This is a genomic window from Cellulomonas sp. GbtcB1 (assembly GCF_019091725.1).
In the GTDB taxonomy this organism is placed as follows: Bacteria; Actinomycetota; Actinomycetes; order Actinomycetales; family Cellulomonadaceae; genus Cellulomonas.
On sequence record NZ_JAGXJG010000053.1, the window covers coordinates 12576 to 30728 of the forward strand.

Annotated in this window: 15 protein-coding genes; all 15 read right to left on the reverse strand. The window is 73.9% G+C overall.

Annotation, left to right across the window (positions count from 1 at the left end):
* Nucleotides 1-53 precede the first annotated feature (53 nt).
* Nucleotides 54-1379: a UDP-glucose/GDP-mannose dehydrogenase family protein gene (locus KVT14_RS16310; RefSeq protein WP_217616625.1), complete on the reverse strand. Its 1326-nt coding sequence runs from the start codon at nt 1377-1379 to the stop codon at nt 54-56.
* Nucleotides 1380-1526: 147 nt separating this feature from the next.
* Nucleotides 1527-3011 carry an NCS2 family permease gene (locus KVT14_RS16315; protein ID WP_217616626.1) on the reverse strand — a complete coding sequence of 495 codons (1485 nt, stop codon included), beginning with the start codon at nt 3009-3011 and terminating at the stop codon, nt 1527-1529.
* Nucleotides 3012-3133: 122 nt separating this feature from the next.
* Nucleotides 3134-3622, reverse strand: coding sequence for a hypothetical protein (locus KVT14_RS16320; protein WP_217616627.1), 489 nt, complete (start codon nt 3620-3622; stop codon nt 3134-3136).
* On the reverse strand, nt 3619-3981 hold the full coding sequence (locus KVT14_RS16325) for a response regulator (RefSeq protein ID WP_147797104.1): 363 nt from the start codon (nt 3979-3981) through the stop codon (nt 3619-3621). The genes KVT14_RS16320 and KVT14_RS16325 overlap by 4 nt, the downstream gene beginning before the upstream one ends.
* Nucleotides 3982-4048: 67 nt before the next feature.
* A complete protein-coding gene (locus tag KVT14_RS16330) occupies nt 4049-4504 on the reverse strand; it encodes a chemotaxis protein CheX (protein ID WP_217616628.1) in 456 nt (151 codons plus the stop codon).
* Nucleotides 4501-4884, reverse strand: coding sequence for a response regulator (locus KVT14_RS16335; RefSeq protein WP_147795564.1), 384 nt, complete (start codon nt 4882-4884; stop codon nt 4501-4503). Before KVT14_RS16335 ends, KVT14_RS16330 begins: the two co-directional genes overlap by 4 nt.
* Nucleotides 4881-5891: a protein-glutamate O-methyltransferase CheR gene (locus KVT14_RS16340; RefSeq protein ID WP_217616629.1), complete on the reverse strand. Its 1011-nt coding sequence runs from the start codon at nt 5889-5891 to the stop codon at nt 4881-4883. Before KVT14_RS16340 ends, KVT14_RS16335 begins: the two co-directional genes overlap by 4 nt.
* Nucleotides 5888-7081 carry a chemotaxis response regulator protein-glutamate methylesterase gene (locus KVT14_RS16345; RefSeq protein ID WP_217616630.1) on the reverse strand — a complete coding sequence of 398 codons (1194 nt, stop codon included), beginning with the start codon at nt 7079-7081 and terminating at the stop codon, nt 5888-5890. The genes KVT14_RS16340 and KVT14_RS16345 overlap by 4 nt, the downstream gene beginning before the upstream one ends.
* 103 nt (nt 7082-7184) lie before the next feature.
* Nucleotides 7185-8822, reverse strand: a complete 1638-nt coding sequence (locus KVT14_RS16350; RefSeq protein WP_217616631.1) for a methyl-accepting chemotaxis protein — start codon at nt 8820-8822, stop codon at nt 7185-7187.
* Nucleotides 8822-9943, reverse strand: coding sequence for a multiple monosaccharide ABC transporter substrate-binding protein (gene chvE, locus KVT14_RS16355; RefSeq protein ID WP_217616632.1), 1122 nt, complete (start codon nt 9941-9943; stop codon nt 8822-8824). Before chvE ends, KVT14_RS16350 begins: the two co-directional genes overlap by 1 nt.
* A gap of 273 nt (nt 9944-10216) precedes the next feature.
* Nucleotides 10217-11821, reverse strand: a complete 1605-nt coding sequence (locus tag KVT14_RS16360; RefSeq protein WP_217616633.1) for a methyl-accepting chemotaxis protein — start codon at nt 11819-11821, stop codon at nt 10217-10219.
* A 270-nt stretch (nt 11822-12091) separates the two neighbouring features.
* Complete coding sequence (locus tag KVT14_RS16365; protein WP_217616634.1) at nt 12092-13819, reverse strand: methyl-accepting chemotaxis protein; 1728 nt, start codon at nt 13817-13819, stop codon at nt 12092-12094.
* Between the two features lie 191 nt (nt 13820-14010).
* Entirely contained in the window at nt 14011-15612 is a 1602-nt protein-coding gene (locus KVT14_RS16370; protein ID WP_217616635.1) for a methyl-accepting chemotaxis protein, read from the reverse strand.
* A gap of 290 nt (nt 15613-15902) precedes the next feature.
* Nucleotides 15903-16319 (reverse strand): chemotaxis protein CheW, encoded by a 417-nt coding sequence (locus KVT14_RS16375; protein WP_147795556.1) that lies wholly within the window; start codon nt 16317-16319, stop codon nt 15903-15905.
* The coding region (locus KVT14_RS16380; protein WP_217616636.1) for a chemotaxis protein CheA at nt 16316-18153 on the reverse strand (1838 nt) is incomplete at its 5' end. The genes KVT14_RS16380 and KVT14_RS16375, both read right to left, overlap by 4 nt.

The window sequence follows — 18153 nt, forward strand, 5'->3', positions numbered from 1 at the left end:
AGAGCCTGCGAATCACAGTCGCGGAATGGAGACTCGGCGGAGGGGCGCGCGGGTTACGGGCGGCCCAGGGCGCGGTACGTCCAGCCCGCGGCGCGCCACGCGCGCGGGTCGAGCACGTTGCGGCCGTCCAGGACCGCCCGGCGGGCGACCAGCTCCCCGACGCGCGCGGGGTCCAGCGCGCGGTACTCCGCCCACTCCGTCGCCAGCAGCACCACGTCCGCGTCCGCGACCGCCTCCTCGACCGTCGCCGCGAAAGCGAGCCCGGGCCAGGCGCGGCGCGCGTTCTCCACCGCCTGCGGGTCGGTCACCACGACGTGCGCACCCTGCAGCTGCATCTGCGCGGCGACCGACAGCGCGGGCGAGTCCCGGATGTCGTCCGAGTCCGGCTTGAACGCCGCGCCCAGCACCGCGATCCGCCGGCCGACGATCGAGCCGTCGCACACCTCGCGGGCCAGGTCCACCATCCGCACCCGCCGCCGCATGTTGATCGCGTCGACCTCCCGGAGGAAGGACAGCGCCTGGTCGACGCCGAGCTCGCCCGCGCGGGCCATGAACGCCCGGATGTCCTTGGGCAGGCAGCCGCCGCCGAACCCGAGCCCCGCGTTGAGGAACCGCCGCCCGATCCGGTCGTCGTACCCGATGGCGTCCGCGAGCCGGGTGACGTCCGCGCCGGTCGCCTCGCACAGCTCGGCCATCGCGTTGATGAACGAGATCTTGGTGGCGAGGAAGCTGTTGGCCGCGACCTTCACCAGCTGGGCCGTCGCATAGTCGGTGACGACGAGCGGGGTGTCGTCGGCGAGCGGTGCGGCGTACACCTCGTCGAGGATCCCGCGGGCCCGGTCGCCCTCGGCGGTCGGGGCGCCGTCCTCGTCGGTCGGCAGGCCGTAGACGAGGCGGTCGGGGTGCAGCGTGTCCTGCACGGCGAAGCCCTCGCGCAGGAACTCCGGGTTCCACACCAGCGTGGCGCCGGTGCCCTCGAGCTGCTCGGCCAGCGCCTCGGCGGTCCCCACCGGGACGGTCGACTTGCCGACGACCAGGTCGCCCGGCTGCAGGTGCGGCAGCAGCGCCGCGAACGCGTCCTCGACGTACGTGAGGTCAGCGCGGAACTCGCCGTGCTTCTGCGGGGTTCCCACGCACAGGAAGTGCACCGTCGCGCCCGCGACCGCCGCCATGTCGGTGTCGAACACGAGGCGCCCGTCGCCGCCGACCTCGGCCAGCAGCTCCGGCAGGCCGGGCTCGTAGAACGGCGCGGTGCCCGAGGCGAGCAGGGCGACCTTGGCGGTGTCCACGTCGACCCCGACCACGGTGTGCCCGAGCTTGGCCATGCTCGCGGCGTGCACCGCGCCGAGGTAGCCGCAGCCGATGACGGAGACGCGCATGGAGAACCCTTTTCCGATCGCCGGGGACCGCGCAACCCTATCGCGCGCGACCGGCCGCGCGGCGGGACCCCGTCCCACCCCGCCCGACGACGACGCCCGCCCGGACGCGGGGTCCGGGCGGGCGCGGTCAGGCTGCGACGCGGCTGGTCAGACGCCCAGCCACGACTTGATCGGGCCGATGAGGAAGTACACGACGAACAGCGCCGCGGCCACCCACATGAGCGGGTGCACCTTGCGGACCTTGCCGAGCGCCAGCTTCAGCACGACGAACGAGATGACGCCCGCGCCGATGCCGACCGTGATCGAGTACGAGAACGGCATCAGGACGATCGTCAGGAACGCCGGGACGGCGACCTCGAAGTTCTTCCAGTCGATGCCGGACACCTGCATGACCATGAGGAAGCCGACGACGACCAGCGCCGGGGTGGCCGCCTCGAACGGCACCATGCCGACCAGCGGCGCGAGGAAGGTCGCGAGCAGGAACGCGACGCCGGTCGTGACCGACGCGAGGCCGGTGCGCGCGCCGTCGCCGACGCCCGCCGCGGACTCCACGTACGAGGTGTTCGACGACACCGAGGCGGCACCGCCGGCGGCCGCGGCGATCGAGTCGACGACCAGGATCGACCGGGTGCGGGGCGGGTTGCCCTCCTTGTCGAGCAGGCCCGCCTCGCCGCCGACGGCGACCATCGTGCCCATCGTGTCGAAGAAGTCGGCGATCATCACCGAGAACACCAGCAGGATGACCGCGACGATCCCGATCTTCTCGATCGACCCGAACAGCGAGAACTGGCCGAGCAGCGAGAAGTCCGGCGCGGCGACGACGGAGTCCGGCACGGCCGGGACGGCCAGCGACCAGCCGTCGGGGTTGTCGGCGGAGCGCTCGCCGAGGTTGCCGACCGCCTCCACGACGATCGCCAGCACCGTCGAGGTGGCGATGGCGATGAGGATCGCGCCGTGCACCTTGCGGGCCATGAGGATGATCGCGAGGAACAGGCCGACGACGAACACCAGCAGCGGCCAGGAGCCCAGCGAGCCGCCGATGCCGAGCTCGACCGGCGTGGCCTGGCTGAACGGGATGCGCACGAAGCCGGCGTCGAACAGGCCGATGAACGCGATGAACAGGCCGATGCCGACGCTGATCGCGGTCTTGAGCTCCATCGGGACCGCGCGGAACACGGCCTCCCGGAACCCGGTGAGCACCAGGACGAGGATGATCAGGCCCTCGAGCACCACGATGCCCATCGCGTCGGCCCAGGTCATGTCGGGCAGCGAGGCGATCGAGTACGCGACGACGGCGTTGAGGCCGAGGCCCGCGGCGAGCGCCAGCGGGAAGTTGGCCACGACGCCCATGAGGATCGACATGACGCCGGCGACCAGGGCGGTGGTCGCGGCGATCATCGGGATGTTCGGCTCGGAGCCGCCGCCCAGGAAGTTGCCGGAGCCGTCCTGGACGGTCCCGAGGATGAGCGGGTTCAGCACGATGATGTAGCTCATCGTGAAGAAGGTGACGAGACCGCCGCGGATCTCGGTGCCGATGGTCGACCCGCGCTCGGAGATCTTGAAGAACCGGTCGACCGCGTTCTTCGGCGCGGCGGACGCCGGAGCGGTCGCCCGCGGGGAGGTGGTGGACATGGGGGGAAGTATGGCGGACGGGTGACCCCCCGGTCGCCGGTGTCCGGGAAGCGTTCACCGGCCGGTAACACGACGGCCCGGCCGCCCAGGAGGGGCGACCGGGCCGCGACGTGCAGCCGGTCTCAGATCACCAGCACCGACGCCGTGCCCGAGCCGTACCCGGACACCTCGACCTCGAGGTCGAGCCGGCGCACGTACGCCAGCACCCACTGCGCCACGTCGGCCGGCAGCGGCTCGCGCGGGGCGTACCACTTGTCCAGCTTGAGGTGCGGGGCGTCGCCGACGTTGAACAGCGCGGCGGTGACGTTGAGGATCTCGCCGGCGTTCTCGGCCAGGGCCGAGGGCAGCTGCTCCTCCTCGACGGCGGTCTGCGCGGTGCGGGCCGGGACCAGCGCGATCGACGCGCCCAGGTGGGCGGCGAGCGGCAGGTCGAACAGCACGAGCGCGGACAGCTTCATGAGCTTGTCGACGTAGACGCCGACCAGCGCCCCGCCGTTCAGCACCGGGTCGACCATCGGGCCGCCGGTCGTGACGGTGATGTCCCGCCCGACCAGGCCCTCCCAGTGCTCGCGCACCTCCATGGCCGCGGGCAGCGGCGTGGCGTCGCTCATGCCAGCACCGGGTCGATCGCCTCGCGGAAGGTGTCCGCGGTGAACGGCTTGGCGATGAGGAACAGCGCGCCGGCCTCCTCGGCGGTGGTGCGCATCTCCTCGGAGCCCTCGGAGGTCACGAACCCGAGCGGGGTGCCGAACCCCTCGGCGCGCAGCGCGCGCAGCAGGTCGATGCCCGTCAGGTTCGGCATGTTCCAGTCGGACAGGATGACGTCGGGCTCGTCGGCCCGCACGGCCTCGAGGGCCTCCTGGCCGTCGGACGCCTCGCGGACGTCCCAGTCGTAGCCGGCCTGGCGCAGCGTGCGGATCACGATCTGCCGCATCACCCGGCTGTCGTCGGCGATGAGCACGCGGATCATGCTCGTCACTTCCCTTCGGTGGCGGGTCCCGCGACGGTGGTCGCGGGGGTCTGGTTGGCGCCGGGGCTCACTGGAACAGCGAGACCACGACGACGATCGGGCGGCCGCGCCAGTCGAGGCGCAGCTCGTGCGTGAGCGACCCGGCGGGGGCCGCAGGGAGGGCCGACTCGACCTGGGGCAGCCCGAGGGTGCCCTGGCTCGGGAGCAGCGCCTTGATGTTCCCGCCGACGACGTTGGCGACCTCGCCGAACGCGTCCTGCAGGTCCTCGGGGCCGACGGGCTCGTCGGCGCCCATGCCCAGCAGGGCGCGGGTCAGCTCGTGCGCGGTGGGGACGTCGGTGGTGACGGCGGCGCGCCCGGCGAGCTCGCCGTGCACGTCCACCCAGGCGGCCAGGGGCTCCGCGGGGGCGGGCACCTCGCCCTCCCAGGGGCGGAGGTAGCCGGGCTCCCCGTCGATCATCGCCGCGAACACCTCCTCGGCGATCGCGAACACCTGGTCCTGCTCCACGGCGGCGGCGGTCATACGGGCTCCTCGGCGGGGACGAGCCCGAGCAGGTCGAGCTTGTCGCGGATGGCATCGGTGGTGAACGGCTTGATCAGGTACTCGTGGGCGCCCGCCGCGAGCGCGCGCACGATCTGGCCGTGCTCGCTCTCGGTGGTGACCATCATCAGCGTGATGTTGCGCCAGGCCGGGTTGGCCCGGACCTTCGTGACGAACGTGAGGCCGTCCATCACGGGCATGTTCCAGTCGATGCAGGCGAGGTCGACCTCCTCCCCGGACTCGAGCAGGTCCAGCGCCTGCTGCCCGTCCCCGGCCTGGACGGTGCTGAACCCCAGGTCCTCCAGGGCGCCCGCGACGATGCGTCGCATCGTCCGCGAGTCGTCGATGACCAGTGCTCTCATCGCGTCACTCCTTGTTCGAATGCCGGTCCGGCAGGGCGCCTCGGCGCGGTGGGCAGGGTGGTGGCAGGTCGGGGCTGGACCGGCCAGGTGGTCGTGGGGGCCGCGGCGACGGGCACGCGGGGCGCCGTCGCCGGGACCGCGGGGGTGGCGCCGGTGAGGGTGCCGGGGGCCGGCCGCGGGGCGGGCACGGCGCCGGCCTGGACCGGGCGGTACACGGACCCGCGCTCGACGGGCACCCGCTCCCAGTCGCCGTCGACGCCGATGGTGGTCTCCGCGGCGCCGAGCACCAGGTACCCGCCGGGGCGGAGCGCGCGGTGCACCCGGCCGAGGATCGAGCGCTTGGTCTCGAGGTCGAAGTAGATGAGCACGTTGCGCAGGAACACGATGTCGAACGGGCCGGGGGGCGCCGGGTCGAGCAGGTTGTGCTTGGTGAACGTGATGGTGCGGCGCAGCTCGTCGGCGATCTGCCAGTCGTGGCCGTTGCGCTGGAACCAGCGGACCATCATCGGCGCGGGCAGCCCGCGGTTGACCTCGAGCTGCGAGTACCGGCCGGACCGGGCCTGCGCGAGCACCTGCTCGGACAGGTCGGTGGCGGTGATGTCGAACCGGGCGCCCGGGCCGAGCACGTCGGTCAGGGTCATCGCGATGGAGTACGGCTCCTGCCCGGTGGAGCAGGCCGCCGACCACACCCGCAGGCCGTCCAGCACCGTGCGGTCGGCGCGCAGGCCCGGGACGATGTGCGTCCGGAGCGCGGAGAACGGGGTGTTGTCCCGGAACCACGAGGTCTCGTTGGTGGTGAGCGCCTCGACGATGTCGGCCAGGTCGGACTCGCGGCGCGCGGCGCGCACCTCGCGGACGTAGGCGTCGACGCCGGCGTGGCCCCCGTCGCGGGCGAGCGGCAGCAGCCGGCTCTCCACGAGGTACTCCTTGCCGGCCTCCAGCTGGATGGCGCTGCGCCGCCGCACGACGTCGGCGACGAAGGCGAAGGTGTCCTGGGTCAGGCTCACGGCCGACCTCCGATCGGGGCTGCTGCGGGGCGTCCGGAGCCGGCGCGGGCCAGCACGGACTCGAGGGTGGGGGCGACCTCGCCCAGGGGGAGCACGCGGTGGGCGAACCCGGCGGTCGCGACCGCACCCGGCATGCCCCAGACGACGCTGGTGGGCTCGTCCTGCACCACGACGGTGCCGCCGGCGCCGACCACGTCCTCGCAGCCGGTGCGGCCGTCCGCGCCCATGCCGGTGAGCACGAGGGCGAGCAGCTGGCCGCCGAGCTCGCGGACCGCGGACCGGAACAGCACGTCGACGGCCGGGCGGCAGAAGTTCACCGGCGGGCCGTCGGTCAGCTTCACGCGGAGCTGGCCCGCGGACCGGTTGAGCTCGAGGTGGTGGTCGCCGGGGGCGATGTAGACGGTGCCGGGCTGCAGCAGGTCGCCGTCGGCGGCCTCCACGACGGTCGCCGGGCCGAGCCGGTCGAGCCGGGCGGCGAGCTGCCGGGTGAACACCGGCGGCATGTGCTGCACGACGAGCACGGGCACCGACGGCGGCGCGGACAGCGCGCCGATGACCTTCGACAGCGCCTCCGGGCCGCCGGTCGACGAGCCGATGATCACGGCGCTGACCGGGTGCGGCGCGGGGGCCTGCCGGGTGACGACGGGGCGGCGCGCGTGCGCCGAGGAGGCGACCGGGGCGGCGCCCGCGGCGAGGCGGGCGCGCGGCGCGGGGACCCCGGCCGGTGCCGCGCCGGCGGCCGGGCCGCCCGCGGGCGGGAGCGCCCCTGCGGCCCCCGCCCGGTGCGGCACGAGCGCCTTGATCTTGGGGATGAGCTCGCTCGCGACCCGGTCCAGCGACTCCTGGACGCTGCCGACGTTCGCGGGCTTGGTCACGTAGTCCGTCGCGCCGGCGACGAGGGCGTCCAGGGTGGCGGACGCGCCGCGCTCGGTGAGCGTGGAGAACATGATGATCGGCATGGTGTGCCGGTTGCGGCGCAGCGCGCGCACCGCCTCGATGCCGTTCATCTCCGGCATCTCGATGTCCATGGTGACGAGGTCGGGGGCCAGCTGGTCGACCTTCGCGAGCGCGATGCGCCCGTTGGAGGCGAAGCCCACCACCTCGATGTCGGGGTCGCGCGAGAGCGAGTCCGTCACCAGCCGGCGGACGACGACCGAGTCGTCGACCACCAGCACACGGATCCTGGTCACGTCGTTCCCCTCACATGCGGACCGGCCGCACCGGCCGGGTTCGTGGTTCTGATCGGTCGGTGCGGCCGGTTCCTGAGCCGCCGGGGCGGCCCGGTGGGTGCCGTCAGTAGGTGAAACGCGCGACCCGCTCGTGCAGGTCGGCGGACAGCGACGCGAGGTCCCTGACCTGCGTGGACACCCCACCCAGGACGTCCGCGGAGCGCGCCGCGGCGCCCGCGACGCCGGTGATGTTGCTGGCGATCTCACCCGACCCCGTGGCGGCCTCCTGGACGGACCGCGACATCTCGGTCGTGGTGGCCGTCTGCTCCTCCACGGCGCTGGCGATCGTCAGCTGGTAGTCGTTGATCGACGCGATGATCTGGGCGATCTCCCCGATGGCCGTGACGGCCGCCGTGGTGTCGTTCTGGATGGCCTCGACCCGGCGGGCGATGTCCTCCGTGGCCTTGGCGGTCTCCTGGGCGAGCTCCTTGACCTCGCCGGCGACGACGGCGAAGCCCTTGCCGGCCTCCCCCGCCCGGGCCGCCTCGATCGTCGCGTTCAGCGCCAGCAGGTTCGTCTGCTCGGCGATGCTGGTGATGACCTTGACGACGTTGCCGATCTCCTGGCTGGACACGCCCAGGCGGGCGACCTGGTCGTTGGTCGCGGCGGCGACGTCGGTCGCCTGGCTGGCCACCTTGGCGGCGTGCGAGGCGTTCTGCGCGATCTCCCGGATGCTGGCGCCCATCTGCTCCGCGCCGGCGGCGACCGCCTGCACGTTGCGGGACACCTGCTCGGCCGCAGCCGCCACGACGCCCGCCTGGGCCGAGGTCTCCTGGGAGCCCGCGACCACGTCGCCGTTCGACGCGGTGAGGCTGGCGGCGGTGGTCTCCACCGAGCCGGCGGCCTCCACCACGCCCGCGAGCGTCGTGCGCAGCGACTCCTGCGCCTGGTCGAGCGCCTCGGCCATCCGGCCGGTCTCGTCCCGCCACGGCACGGCCGTGGTCACGGTCAGGTCGCCCTCGGCCATCGCCTCGAGCGAGCCCTGCACGCTGCGCACCGCCCGGGTGATCCGGCGGATGACCAGCACCGCCAGCAGCCCGGACAGGGCGGCGCCGACCACGAACGCGGCGACGAGCGCGACGATCGTGCGGTCCACCTCCGCGCGGCTGTCGGCGAGGATCTGGTCCACCTGCGCGTCGACCTGGCCCTGCGCCAGCGCCAGCGCGCGGCCCGCCCAGTCGGGGTCCGCCGAGGCGTCGGCCGCGAGCGCGGTGCGCAGGCCGGGCAGGTCGCCCGCCTGCACGAACGGCAGCAGCGTGCCGTCGCGGTAGGCGGTCCACGCGTCCCAGCGGGTCACGAAGTCGGCCCACTGCCGGGTGTCGGACTGCGGGTAGGCGTCGATGGCGTCGATCTGCGCGGCGACGTCGCGGTCGTTCCACGCGGACGACTCGAGCAGCTGCGCCTTGACCGAGTCGTCGGTCGCCTCGGCGGCGCGGTGGACCAGCAGGTGGCTGCGGGCCTGGGCGGTGCGCAGCTCGGACATCGCCGACTGCAGGTCGCCGGTCAGGCCGGACATCTCCTCCAGGTGCTGGCCAGCGCGGTACAGCGCCACGGCGCCGACGCCGCCGACGAGGGCGAACGTGCCGCCCAGGACGAGCAGCGAGACGGAGATCTTGAGCGCGATCGGGCGGTCCCAGAACCAGGACGCGCGGCTGCGCCGGGTGGCGGCCGGGGCGTCCGGGGTGTGGTCGGTGGTGCGCATCAGCCCAGCTCCTCCGGCGAGTAGTAGCCGCCGTCCACGAGGACCTGGCGGTAGTTCTGCGACGTGACCACCTGCGGCGACAGCAGGTACGACGGGACGACCTTCACGCCGTTGTCGTACGAGGCGTTGTCGTTGGTCTCGGGCTCGGCGCCGTCCAGCAGCGCCCGCACCATCGAGACGGCGACCTCCGCGAGCTGGCGGGTGTCCTTGTAGACCGTGCCGTACTGCTCGCCCGCCGCGATCGACTTGGCGGAGGCCAGCTCGGCGTCCTGACCGGTCACGACCGGCAGCGGCTGGTCGGCCGAGCCGTAGCCGATGCCCTTGACCGCGTCGAGGATCGCGATCGAGATGCCGTCGTACGGCGACAGCACGCCGTCGAGCCGCTGGTCCGCGTACCGCGGGAGCAGGGTCTGCATCCGGGCGGTGGCGTTCTTCGGGTCCCACGCGGCGGTGGCGATCGTCTGGAAGTCGGTCTCGCCGGACGGGACGACCAGCACCCCGGAGTCGAGGTACGGCTGCAGCACCTGCATCGCGCCGCTGTAGAACACCGACGCGTTGTTGTCGTCGGTCGAGCCGGCGAACAGCTCCACGTTGTAGGGGCCGGTCGCGCCGGTGGGCTCGCCGCCCGCGTCCAGGACGCCGAGGCCCTGGAGCAGCTGCGTCGCCTGCAGGACGCCGACCCGGGCGTTGTCGAACGTGGCGTAGTACGCGACGTCGGGGGACTCGCGGATCAGCCGGTCGTAGGCGATCACCGGGATGTCCGCCGCGGCCGCCTCCGCCAGGACGTCCTTGAGCGCGACGCCGTCGATGGAGCCGATCACCAGCGCGTCCGCGCCGGCCGCGATCATGTCCTCGAGCTGCTGCACCTGGGTGGGCACGTCGTTCTCGGCGTACTCCAGGTCGACGTCGTAGCCGAGCGCCTGCAGCTGGTCCTGGACGTTCTCGCCGTCCGCGATCCACCGCTCCGACGTCGTCGTGGGCATCGCCACGCCGACCAGCGGGCGCGCGTCCGCGCTCCCCCCGGCGCCCACGGACCCGCAGCCCGCGACCGTCACCACCGCCGCCAGGGCGAGGGACGCGGCGAGCGCATTCCCCGCACGGCGACGCTTCCCGTGCCTCATCTCGACTCCCTCGTCCGATCCGGCGTGGGCGCCCCCTGGCGCCGCCGTGTCCCCTGGATCGACCGGGATCACGCGGATGTGAGCGCTCGCGCCGGGGGAAACGCCGGGTGAACGCGCGGCGGCGGGGCCGGGCGGCGCCGGTCCTCTTCCGCGAGTGGGTAGGAGACACGTCGAGTGCCTACCCGGTGGATAGGCACTCGACGTGTCGGATGTGCACTCGGCGCGGGCCGAGCCGGGCCGGGCGGGCCCGAGGGACCCGCCGGGCCGGAGGCGTCAGTACGTGAAGCGGGCCACCCGGCCGCGCAGGTCCTCCGACATGCGCGCGAGCTCGCCGATCGAGTCGCCCATCTGCCCGAGCGTCTGCGAGGACGTCGCGGTCGCGGACGCGACGCCGGTGATGTTGGTGGCGATCTCGCCCGAACCGGTCGCGGCCTCGGCCACCGAGCGGGACATCTCGGTCGTGGTGGCGGTCTGCTCCTCCACGGCCGACGCGATGGTCAGCTGGTAGTCGTTGATCGACGCGATGATGTGGCTGATCTCGCCGATCGCGGTCACCGCGGCCCCGGTGTCGGCCTGGATCGCCTCGACGCGGCGGACGATGTCCTCGGTCGCCTTGGCGGTCTCCTGGGCCAGCTCCTTGACCTCGCCGGCGACGACGGCGAAGCCCTTGCCCGCCTCGCCCGCGCGCGCCGCCTCGATGGTGGCGTTCAGCGCCAGCAGGTTGGTCTGCTCGGCGATGCTGGTGATGGCCTTGACGACGTTGCCGATCTCCTGGCTGGACTCGCCGAGCCGGGTGACCTGGTCGTTCGTGGCGGCCGCGACGTCGGTGGCCTGGCCGGCGACCTTGGCCGCCTGCGACGCGTTCTGGGCGATCTCGCGGATGGAGGCGCCCATCTCCTCGGCGCCGGCGGCGACGGTCTGCACGTTGCGGGACACCTGCTCGGCGGCGGCCGCGACGACACCGGCCTGGGCCGAGGTCTCGTCGGAGCCGGCGACGACCTGGTGCGAGGCCACGGACAGCTTTTCGGCGGCCGCGGCGACCGTCTGGGCGGTCTCGACGACGCCCGACACCAGGCCGCGGAGGCTGGTCTGGGTGCGCTCGAGGTCGACCGCGAGGGTGCCGATCTCGTCGCGCCCGGTGACGCCCGACGGCACGGTCAGGTCGCCGTCGCCGGCCGCCGCCAGGGCGTGCGAGACGCCACCGATCCGGCGGACGATGCCGCGGGCGACCACCCAGGCCAGGGCGGTCGCGGCGACCGCGCCGACGAGCGCGACCAGGATCGTGACCCACACCGAGCGGGCGCCCAGGGCGTCCGTCTGCTCGGCCAGGGCCGCCGCCTGCTCCCCCTGCGAGGCGGTCTCGACCTGCATCGCGTCCATGACGCCGGTGGTCAGCGGGCGGATGGTCTCGTTGAAGTAGGTGCCGAAGCCCTCGGTGTCGCCGGCGTCGGCCATCGGGAACAGCGTGCCCTCGGCGGCGGCGTAGTACGCGTCGAGCGCCGCGACCATCGTGTCGACGTCGTCCTGGCTGACGGCGTTCTCGCGGTAGGCCTCGATCTGGGCGTCCAGGTCAGCCTGCCGCTCGGTGAGCTCGTCGGTCAGGGTCGCGCGGGTCTCCTCGTCGGCGATGCCGTACTGGATCACGCGGGCCCGGTCGCCCTGGTACGACCGCTGGATCTCGGTGAGCTGCTGCAGCGGCGTGACGTTGCCCGAGTACATCTCGGCGGCGTCGGCGCGCAGCGTGCGCAGCGAGCCGATCGCCACGGCGGTCACGACCGCGGTCATCGCGACCATCACGAGCACCGCGGTGAGGATCTTGACCAGCACCGGGCGGTCGGCCCAGAGCCGGCGCGGGGAGCCGTCGTGCTGCACGCTCATCTGTCGTTCCTTCGTCGAGAGGGGGACCTTCGTCCTCTCCATCGGCCGGGACGGCGGGCGCGCGAGCGGTTCTGCCGCTCAGCGAGCGGGTGGAATCGGTTCACCACCGACCGGCGGCGCTCCGCCCCCGGCCGCCCGCCGGCCCGCCATCCGTACCGAGGGCGCAACCGACACGTCGAGCGAGCAGCCGGTGGCTGCTCGCTCGACGCGTCGGCTACTCGCTCGGCGCGGGGCCCGAGTCGGGGCCCGGCGCGAGGCCCGGGGCCCGGCTCAGTAGCGGAAGCCCGCCACCCGGGCGCGCAGGTCCTCGGACATCCGGGCGAGCTCGCCGATCGAGCCGCCCATCTGGTTCAGCGTCTGCGAGGACTCCGCGGCCGCGGCGGCGACCCCGGTGATGTTGGTGGCGATCTCCCCCGAGCCGGTGGCCGCCTCGGCGACGGAGCGGGACATCTCGTTGGTGGTCGCCGTCTGCTCCTCGACCGCGCTGGCGATCGTGAGCTGGTAGTCGTTGATCGACGCGATGATCTGCGAGATCTCGCTGATCGCGGCGACGGCGCCCGTGGTGTCGCCCTGGATCGCCTCGACCCGGCGGGCGATGTCCTCCGTGGCCTTGGCGGTCTCCTGCGCCAGCTCCTTGACCTCGCCGGCCACGACCGCGAAGCCCTTGCCGGCCTCCCCGGCGCGCGCCGCCTCGATCGTGGCGTTCAGCGCCAGCAGGTTCGTCTGCTCCGCGATGGTCGTGATGACCTTGACGACGTTGCCGATCTCCTGGCTGGACACCCCGAGGCGCGCGACCTGGTCGTTCGTCGTCCGCGCGACGTCGGTGGCCTGGCCGGCGATCCGCGCGGCCTGGGTGGAGTTCTGCGCGATCTCGCGGATCGAGGCGCCCATCTGCTCGGCGCCCGCGGCGACGGTCTGCACGTTGCGGGACACCTGCTCGGCCGCCGCGGCGACGACGCCCGCCTGCGCGGAGGTCTCGTCCGAGCCGGCGACCACCTGGTGGGACGCGGCGGACAGCTCCTCGGCCGCGGCGGCGACCGTCTGGGCCGTCTCGACCACGCCCGACACCGTGGCGCGGAGGTTCTCCTGGGCGCGGGTCACGGCACGGGCCATCTGGCCGAGCTCGTCCGCGGAGTCGACGGCGGGGACGACCGTCAGGTCGCCGTCGGCCATCGCCTCGACCGCGCGCTGCACCTCGGTCACCTGGCGCCGGATCACCTGGGCGATCACCAGGCCGACCGCGCCGACCAGCAGCACGCCGGCCGACAGCACGAACAGCAGCACCCGGGCGCCGGAGGTGGCCGCGTCGGACGCGGCGTCGGCGGTGGTGCGCAGGAACTCGTCGGCGTTCTGCTCGGCGGCCTCGAGGCCGGCGATCATCGCGTCGATGGCGGTCTGCGCGTCGCCCTTCGTCACCTGCTCGAAGGTCTCGGCGTCGCCGGCGAACGCCGCCGGGACCAGCTGCTCGTCGCGGATCTGCTGCCACTGCGCCCAGGCGGTCTGGAAGTCGGCCCAGCCGGGGATCTCGACGCCGCCCAGGCCGGCCTCGAACGCGTCGGCGGCGGCCTGCAGGTCGGCGTCGGTGGCCGCGATCGAGTCGAGGGCGTCCTGCTGCTCGGCGTCGGTCTCGGTGACGCTCGCCGCGGTCTGCGCGATGAGCATCCGGGCCTTGATCTCCTCCTGGTGCACGACCGCCAGCGGGGCGATCACGTCGGAGGACACGCTCTGCACCAGCGCGGTGCTCGCGGCGAGGGACTGCATCCGCACCGACGCGAACGCGCCCGTCCCGGCGACCACGGCGACCACCACGGCGAGCAGCACGAGGATCTTGGTCCGGACCCCGCGGTCGACGAACAGGGCGGCGGCGCGGCCCCGGCGGGCGGGGGCGCTGGGTGCGCCGGCGGTGCGTGCGGGCACGGACCCGCCCGGGCCGCGCGGCGTGGGCACGCGGTCGAGGGCGGCCGTCGACGGCTTCCTCGACGTCGTGGTGACGCTCATGGTGGCTCCTCAGAACTGGGCGTTGTCCCCTGCTGCGCCTCCGATCGTCCGGCGGGGGTCGCGCGTGAGCACCGGTCCGGGGTGAACCCGGGGTGAAGCCCGCCTGAACCACCACCGGCCGCGGCTCCCCCTCGTCGGGGGTGCCGCGGCCGGTCGGTGCGGGCGCGCTGCGGGCGCGCCGCGGGACGCGCTCAGTAGGTGAAGCGGGCCACGCGTCCGCGCAGGTCCTCGGACAGCCGGGCCAGCTCGCCGATCGAGTCGCCCATCTGGTTGAGGGTCTGCGACGACTGCGTCGCGGCCGACGCGACGCCCGTGATGTTGGTGGCGATCTCGCCGGACCCGGTGGCCGCCTCGGCGACCGAGCGGGACATCTCGGTCGTGGTCGCCGTCTGCTCCTCGACCGCCGACGCGATGGTCAGCTGATAGTCGTTGATGCTCGCGATGATGTGCGAGATCTCGCCGATCGCCCCGACCGCGCCGCTGGTGTCGGCCTGGATGGCCTCGACCCGGCGCGCGATGTCCTCGGTGGCCTTGGCGGTCTCCTGCGCGAGCTCCTTGACCTCCCCGGCCACGACCGCGAACCCCTTGCCCGCCTCGCCGGCCCGGGCGGCCTCGATCGTCGCGTTCAGCGCGAGCAGGTTCGTCTGCTCCGCGATGCTCGTGATGACCTTGACGACGTTCCCGATCTCCTGGGACGACGTGCCCAGGCGCGCGACCTGGTCGTTGGTGACCGCCGCGGCGTCGGTGGCCTGCCCGGCGACCTTGGCCGCCTGCGAGGCGTTCTGCGCGATCTCCCGGATCGAGGCGCCCATCTGCTCCGCGCCGGCCGCCACCGTCTGCACGTTGCGCGACACCTGCTCCGCGGCCGCCGCGACGACGCCGGCCTGCGCGCTCGTCTCGTCCGAGCCGGCGACCACCTGGGTCGACGCCGCCGACAGCTCCTCTGCCGCCGCGGCGACGGTCTGCGCCGTCTCGACGACGCCGGACACCACGCCGCGCAGGCTCCCCTGGGCGGTGGCGAGCGAGCGGGCCATGTCGCCCAGCTCGTCGGCCGTGCGCACGTCTGCGCGGACGGTGAGGTCGCCCTCGGCCATCGCCTCGAGCGCGTGCCGCACCTGGCCGGCGCCCTGCGCGAGCCGCCGCGACACGACGAACCCGATCGCCAGCACGAGCGCCAGGCCCACGACCAGCAGCACGACGACGGTGACGAGGGTGCGGGTCACCAGGGCGGACGCCTCGTCGGTGCTCGCGTCCGCGACCTCGGCCACCGACTGGTTCTCCAGCGCGATGGCGTCGGCCGCGACGGTGGTCTGCGGCAGGATCTCGGCGCGGTAGAACGCCGCCGCGCCGGTCACGTCGCCCTCGTCGGCCATCGGGAACAGCTCGTCCTGCGCCAGGCGGACCATCTCGTTCCAGCCCGAGTCGAAGTCGGACCACGCCTGGTCGTTGACCGCGAGGTCGTCGTACGCGGCCTGCTGGTCCTGGATCTTCGTCACGTACTCGGCGAGCTGGTCGCGCAGGTCGGCACGGACGTCCGGCGCCGCCGCCGGGTACTCGACCATCCGCGCGCGGCCCGCCTGCAGCGCCCGCTGCAGGTCGCTGACCTGGCCGAGCTGGGCGACGTACGCGCCCTCCTTCGCGACCTCGTCGCGCAGCTGCACGAGGCTGGTCGCCGCCGCGACGACGACGAGCACGGCCACGAGGCCGGCGGCGGCGAGCAGGCCGAGCACCTTGCCGGCGATGGACAGCCGCATCCCGCGGGCGCGGGACGGGGCGGTGGCGGTTCGGGACATGGACGCTCCACTGCGTGCGGGGCGACGTCGAGCCGCGCGGCTGCGCACGGGCCGGGCGCGTCGCCGGGTCGACCACCCCATCGGCAGCGCCCTGACCTGCATGACCATCGTCCCGGGTGAAGCCGCGCCCGCCGGGGCCGCGGACGGGCGCCGCCCGGCCTACGGTTCTCGGCCGCGCCCACGGCGACCGCAGTGGGCTCGGCGGGAGACCGTAGGCGGGGCGGCCGGGCAGCACGACGGCCCTGCCGGGCACGCGTGCTGCGTGCCGCGACAGGGCCGTGCGTCGTCGGTCAGGCCGCGGTGGCCTGGTCGACGTCCAGGACCAGCAGCAGCCGGCCGTCGAGCTTGTGCGCCCCGAGGATCAGCGGGCGCAGCGCGGCGTCGAGGGTCTCCGGCGGGGCCTCGAACGTCTCGGGGCCGACCTCCATGACGTCGCCGATCTCGTCGACCAGCAGGCTCACGGGCTCCCCCGCCACCTGCACGACGACCATCATCGGCTCCGCGTCCTCGCCGAGCGGCTCCAGGCCGAGGCGGGGGCGCAGGTCGACCGTGAGGACGACCTGGCCGCGGAGGTTCACCAGGCCGGCGACGGCCGGCGGGGACAGCGGCACGCGGGTGCGGACGTGCGAGCGCAGCGCCTCCTGGACCCGGGTGACGTCGACCCCGTACAGGCTCCCGCCGAGGCTGAACGTGACGTACTGGCTCATCGGGTGGCTCCCACCAGCTCGGACCCGCCGACCTGCGTCGGGAGGTCGTCGTACGTGGAGCGGTGCTCGGGCCGCTCGTCGTAGAACGCCGCGTCCGCGGCGAGGATCGCGCGGCGCACGTCCAGCAGCTCCGTGACCTTGTCGCCGAGCACCGTCGAGCCGACCAGGCCGGCGTCCTCGATGTCGGAGTGCCGGGCCGAGTCGTCGTCGACGATGTCCACGATCTCCCGGACCACGAGGCCGACGCTGCGGCCCGCGCGGCTGTACACGACCAGCAGCAGCTCGGACGACTCCTCGGACCCGTAGGCGCCGAGGATCCGGTCGAGGCGGGCCAGCGGCAGGATCGTCCCGCGGTACTGCACGACCTCCCGGCCGCCGACGTACTCGACCTGGTCGGCCTGCACGTGCTCCAGGCGGGCGACCGACGCGAGCGGCATGGCGACCTGGCGGCCGCCGCCGATCCCGACGACCAGCACCTGCTGGGTGTCGCGGATCGCGTTCGCCGCGGCGTTGTCGTGCGCGTCCCGGGCGGCGACGTCGAGCTCGCCGGCCAGGGCGCGGCGGGCGATGGCCTGCACGTCCAGGATCAGCGCGACGTGGCCGTCGCCCAGGACGGTCGCGCCGGAGTACGCGCCGATCGCCTTGAGGCGGGCGGACAGCGGCTTGACCACGATCTCCTCGGTGTTCAGCACCCGGTCGACCAGGAGGCCGAACCGCTGCTGGTCCGACTGGACGACGGCGATGACCGCGTTCTCGGGCCGCTCGCCGCCGACCTCGAGGACCTCCGAGAGCGACACCAGCGGCAGCAGCTCCCCGCGCAGCCGGTACACGGCCGCCTCGTGGATGTGCTCGATGCCGGACTCCGAGCGCTGCGAGTCGAGCGCCACCAGCTCCAGCAGGTTCACCTGCGGGATCGCGTACAGGTCGCCGCTGCACTCCACCGTCAGCGCCGGCATGATCGCCAGCGTCAGCGGGATGCGCAGCCGCCACGTCGTCCCGCGGCCCACGACCGAGTCGACCTCGACCGCGCCGCCGATCGACTCGATCTTCGTGCGGACGACGTCCATGCCGACGCCGCGGCCGGAGACGTTGGACACGACCTCGGCTGTCGAGAAGCCCGGCAGGAACAGCAGCTGCAGCAGGTCGGCCTGGCCCATCGACGCGACCTGGTCGGCCGTGCGCAGGCCCTTCTGGACCGCCTTGGCGCCGATCTTCTCCGGGTCGATGCCCCGGCCGTCGTCGGCGACCTCCACGACCACCTGGCCGGACGCGTGGTAGGCGCGCAGGCCCAGGACGCCCTTCGGCGCCTTGCCCGCAGCGACGCGGTCCGCCGAGGCCTCGATGCCGTGGTCGACCGCGTTGCGCACCAGGTGCGTCAGCGGGTCCTTCACGGCCTCCAGCAGGCTGCGGTCGAGCTCGGTGTCACCGCCGGACAGCTCCAGCTGCACCTCGCGGTGGCACGCGGCCGCGACGTCGCGGACCATGCGCGGCATCTTCGACCACAGGTGCTCGATGGGCTGCATGCGGGTCTTCATGACCCCCTCCTGCAGCTCGCCGGCGATGAGGTTGAGGCGCTGCGCGGAGCGGGCCAGGTCGACGTCGTCGGTGCCCGTGGCGAGGCGGCTGATCTGGTTGCGGGCCAGGACCAGCTCGCCGACCTGGCGCATGAGGGCGTCGAGCAGGTCGACGTCCACGCGGATCGACGCGTCGGCGGCGCCGCCGCGGAGCGAGCCGAGCTCCTCGGTCGGTGCCGCGGGCGCGGCGGCGGCCGGGGCGGGGGCGGGGGCCGCGGCCGGAGCGGGGGCCGGGGCGGCGACCGGTGCCGGGGCGGCGA

What these genes read in the sequence shown, in the direction of transcription:
- KVT14_RS16375 (WP_147795556.1), bottom strand. Translation starts at nt 16,319, where the DNA reads ATGAGCCAGTACGTCACGTTCAGCCTCGGCGGGAGCCTGTACGGGGTC.
- KVT14_RS16370 (WP_217616635.1), bottom strand. Translation starts at nt 15,612, where the DNA reads ATGTCCCGAACCGCCACCGCCCCGTCCCGCGCCCGCGGGATGCGGCTG.
- KVT14_RS16350 (WP_217616631.1), bottom strand. Translation starts at nt 8,822, where the DNA reads ATGCGCACCACCGACCACACCCCGGACGCCCCGGCCGCCACCCGGCGC.
- KVT14_RS16325 (WP_147797104.1), bottom strand. Translation starts at nt 3,981, where the DNA reads ATGATCCGCGTGCTCATCGCCGACGACAGCCGGGTGATGCGGCAGATC.
- KVT14_RS16315 (WP_217616626.1), bottom strand. Translation starts at nt 3,011, where the DNA reads ATGTCCACCACCTCCCCGCGGGCGACCGCTCCGGCGTCCGCCGCGCCG.
- KVT14_RS16330 (WP_217616628.1), bottom strand. Translation starts at nt 4,504, where the DNA reads ATGACCGCCGCCGCCGTGGAGCAGGACCAGGTGTTCGCGATCGCCGAG.
- KVT14_RS16335 (WP_147795564.1), bottom strand. Translation starts at nt 4,884, where the DNA reads ATGAGAGCACTGGTCATCGACGACTCGCGGACGATGCGACGCATCGTC.
- KVT14_RS16310 (WP_217616625.1), bottom strand. Translation starts at nt 1,379, where the DNA reads ATGCGCGTCTCCGTCATCGGCTGCGGCTACCTCGGCGCGGTGCACGCC.
- KVT14_RS16320 (WP_217616627.1), bottom strand. Translation starts at nt 3,622, where the DNA reads ATGAGCGACGCCACGCCGCTGCCCGCGGCCATGGAGGTGCGCGAGCAC.
- KVT14_RS16365 (WP_217616634.1), bottom strand. Translation starts at nt 13,819, where the DNA reads ATGAGCGTCACCACGACGTCGAGGAAGCCGTCGACGGCCGCCCTCGAC.
- chvE (WP_217616632.1), bottom strand. Translation starts at nt 9,943, where the DNA reads ATGAGGCACGGGAAGCGTCGCCGTGCGGGGAATGCGCTCGCCGCGTCC.
- KVT14_RS16360 (WP_217616633.1), bottom strand. Translation starts at nt 11,821, where the DNA reads ATGAGCGTGCAGCACGACGGCTCCCCGCGCCGGCTCTGGGCCGACCGC.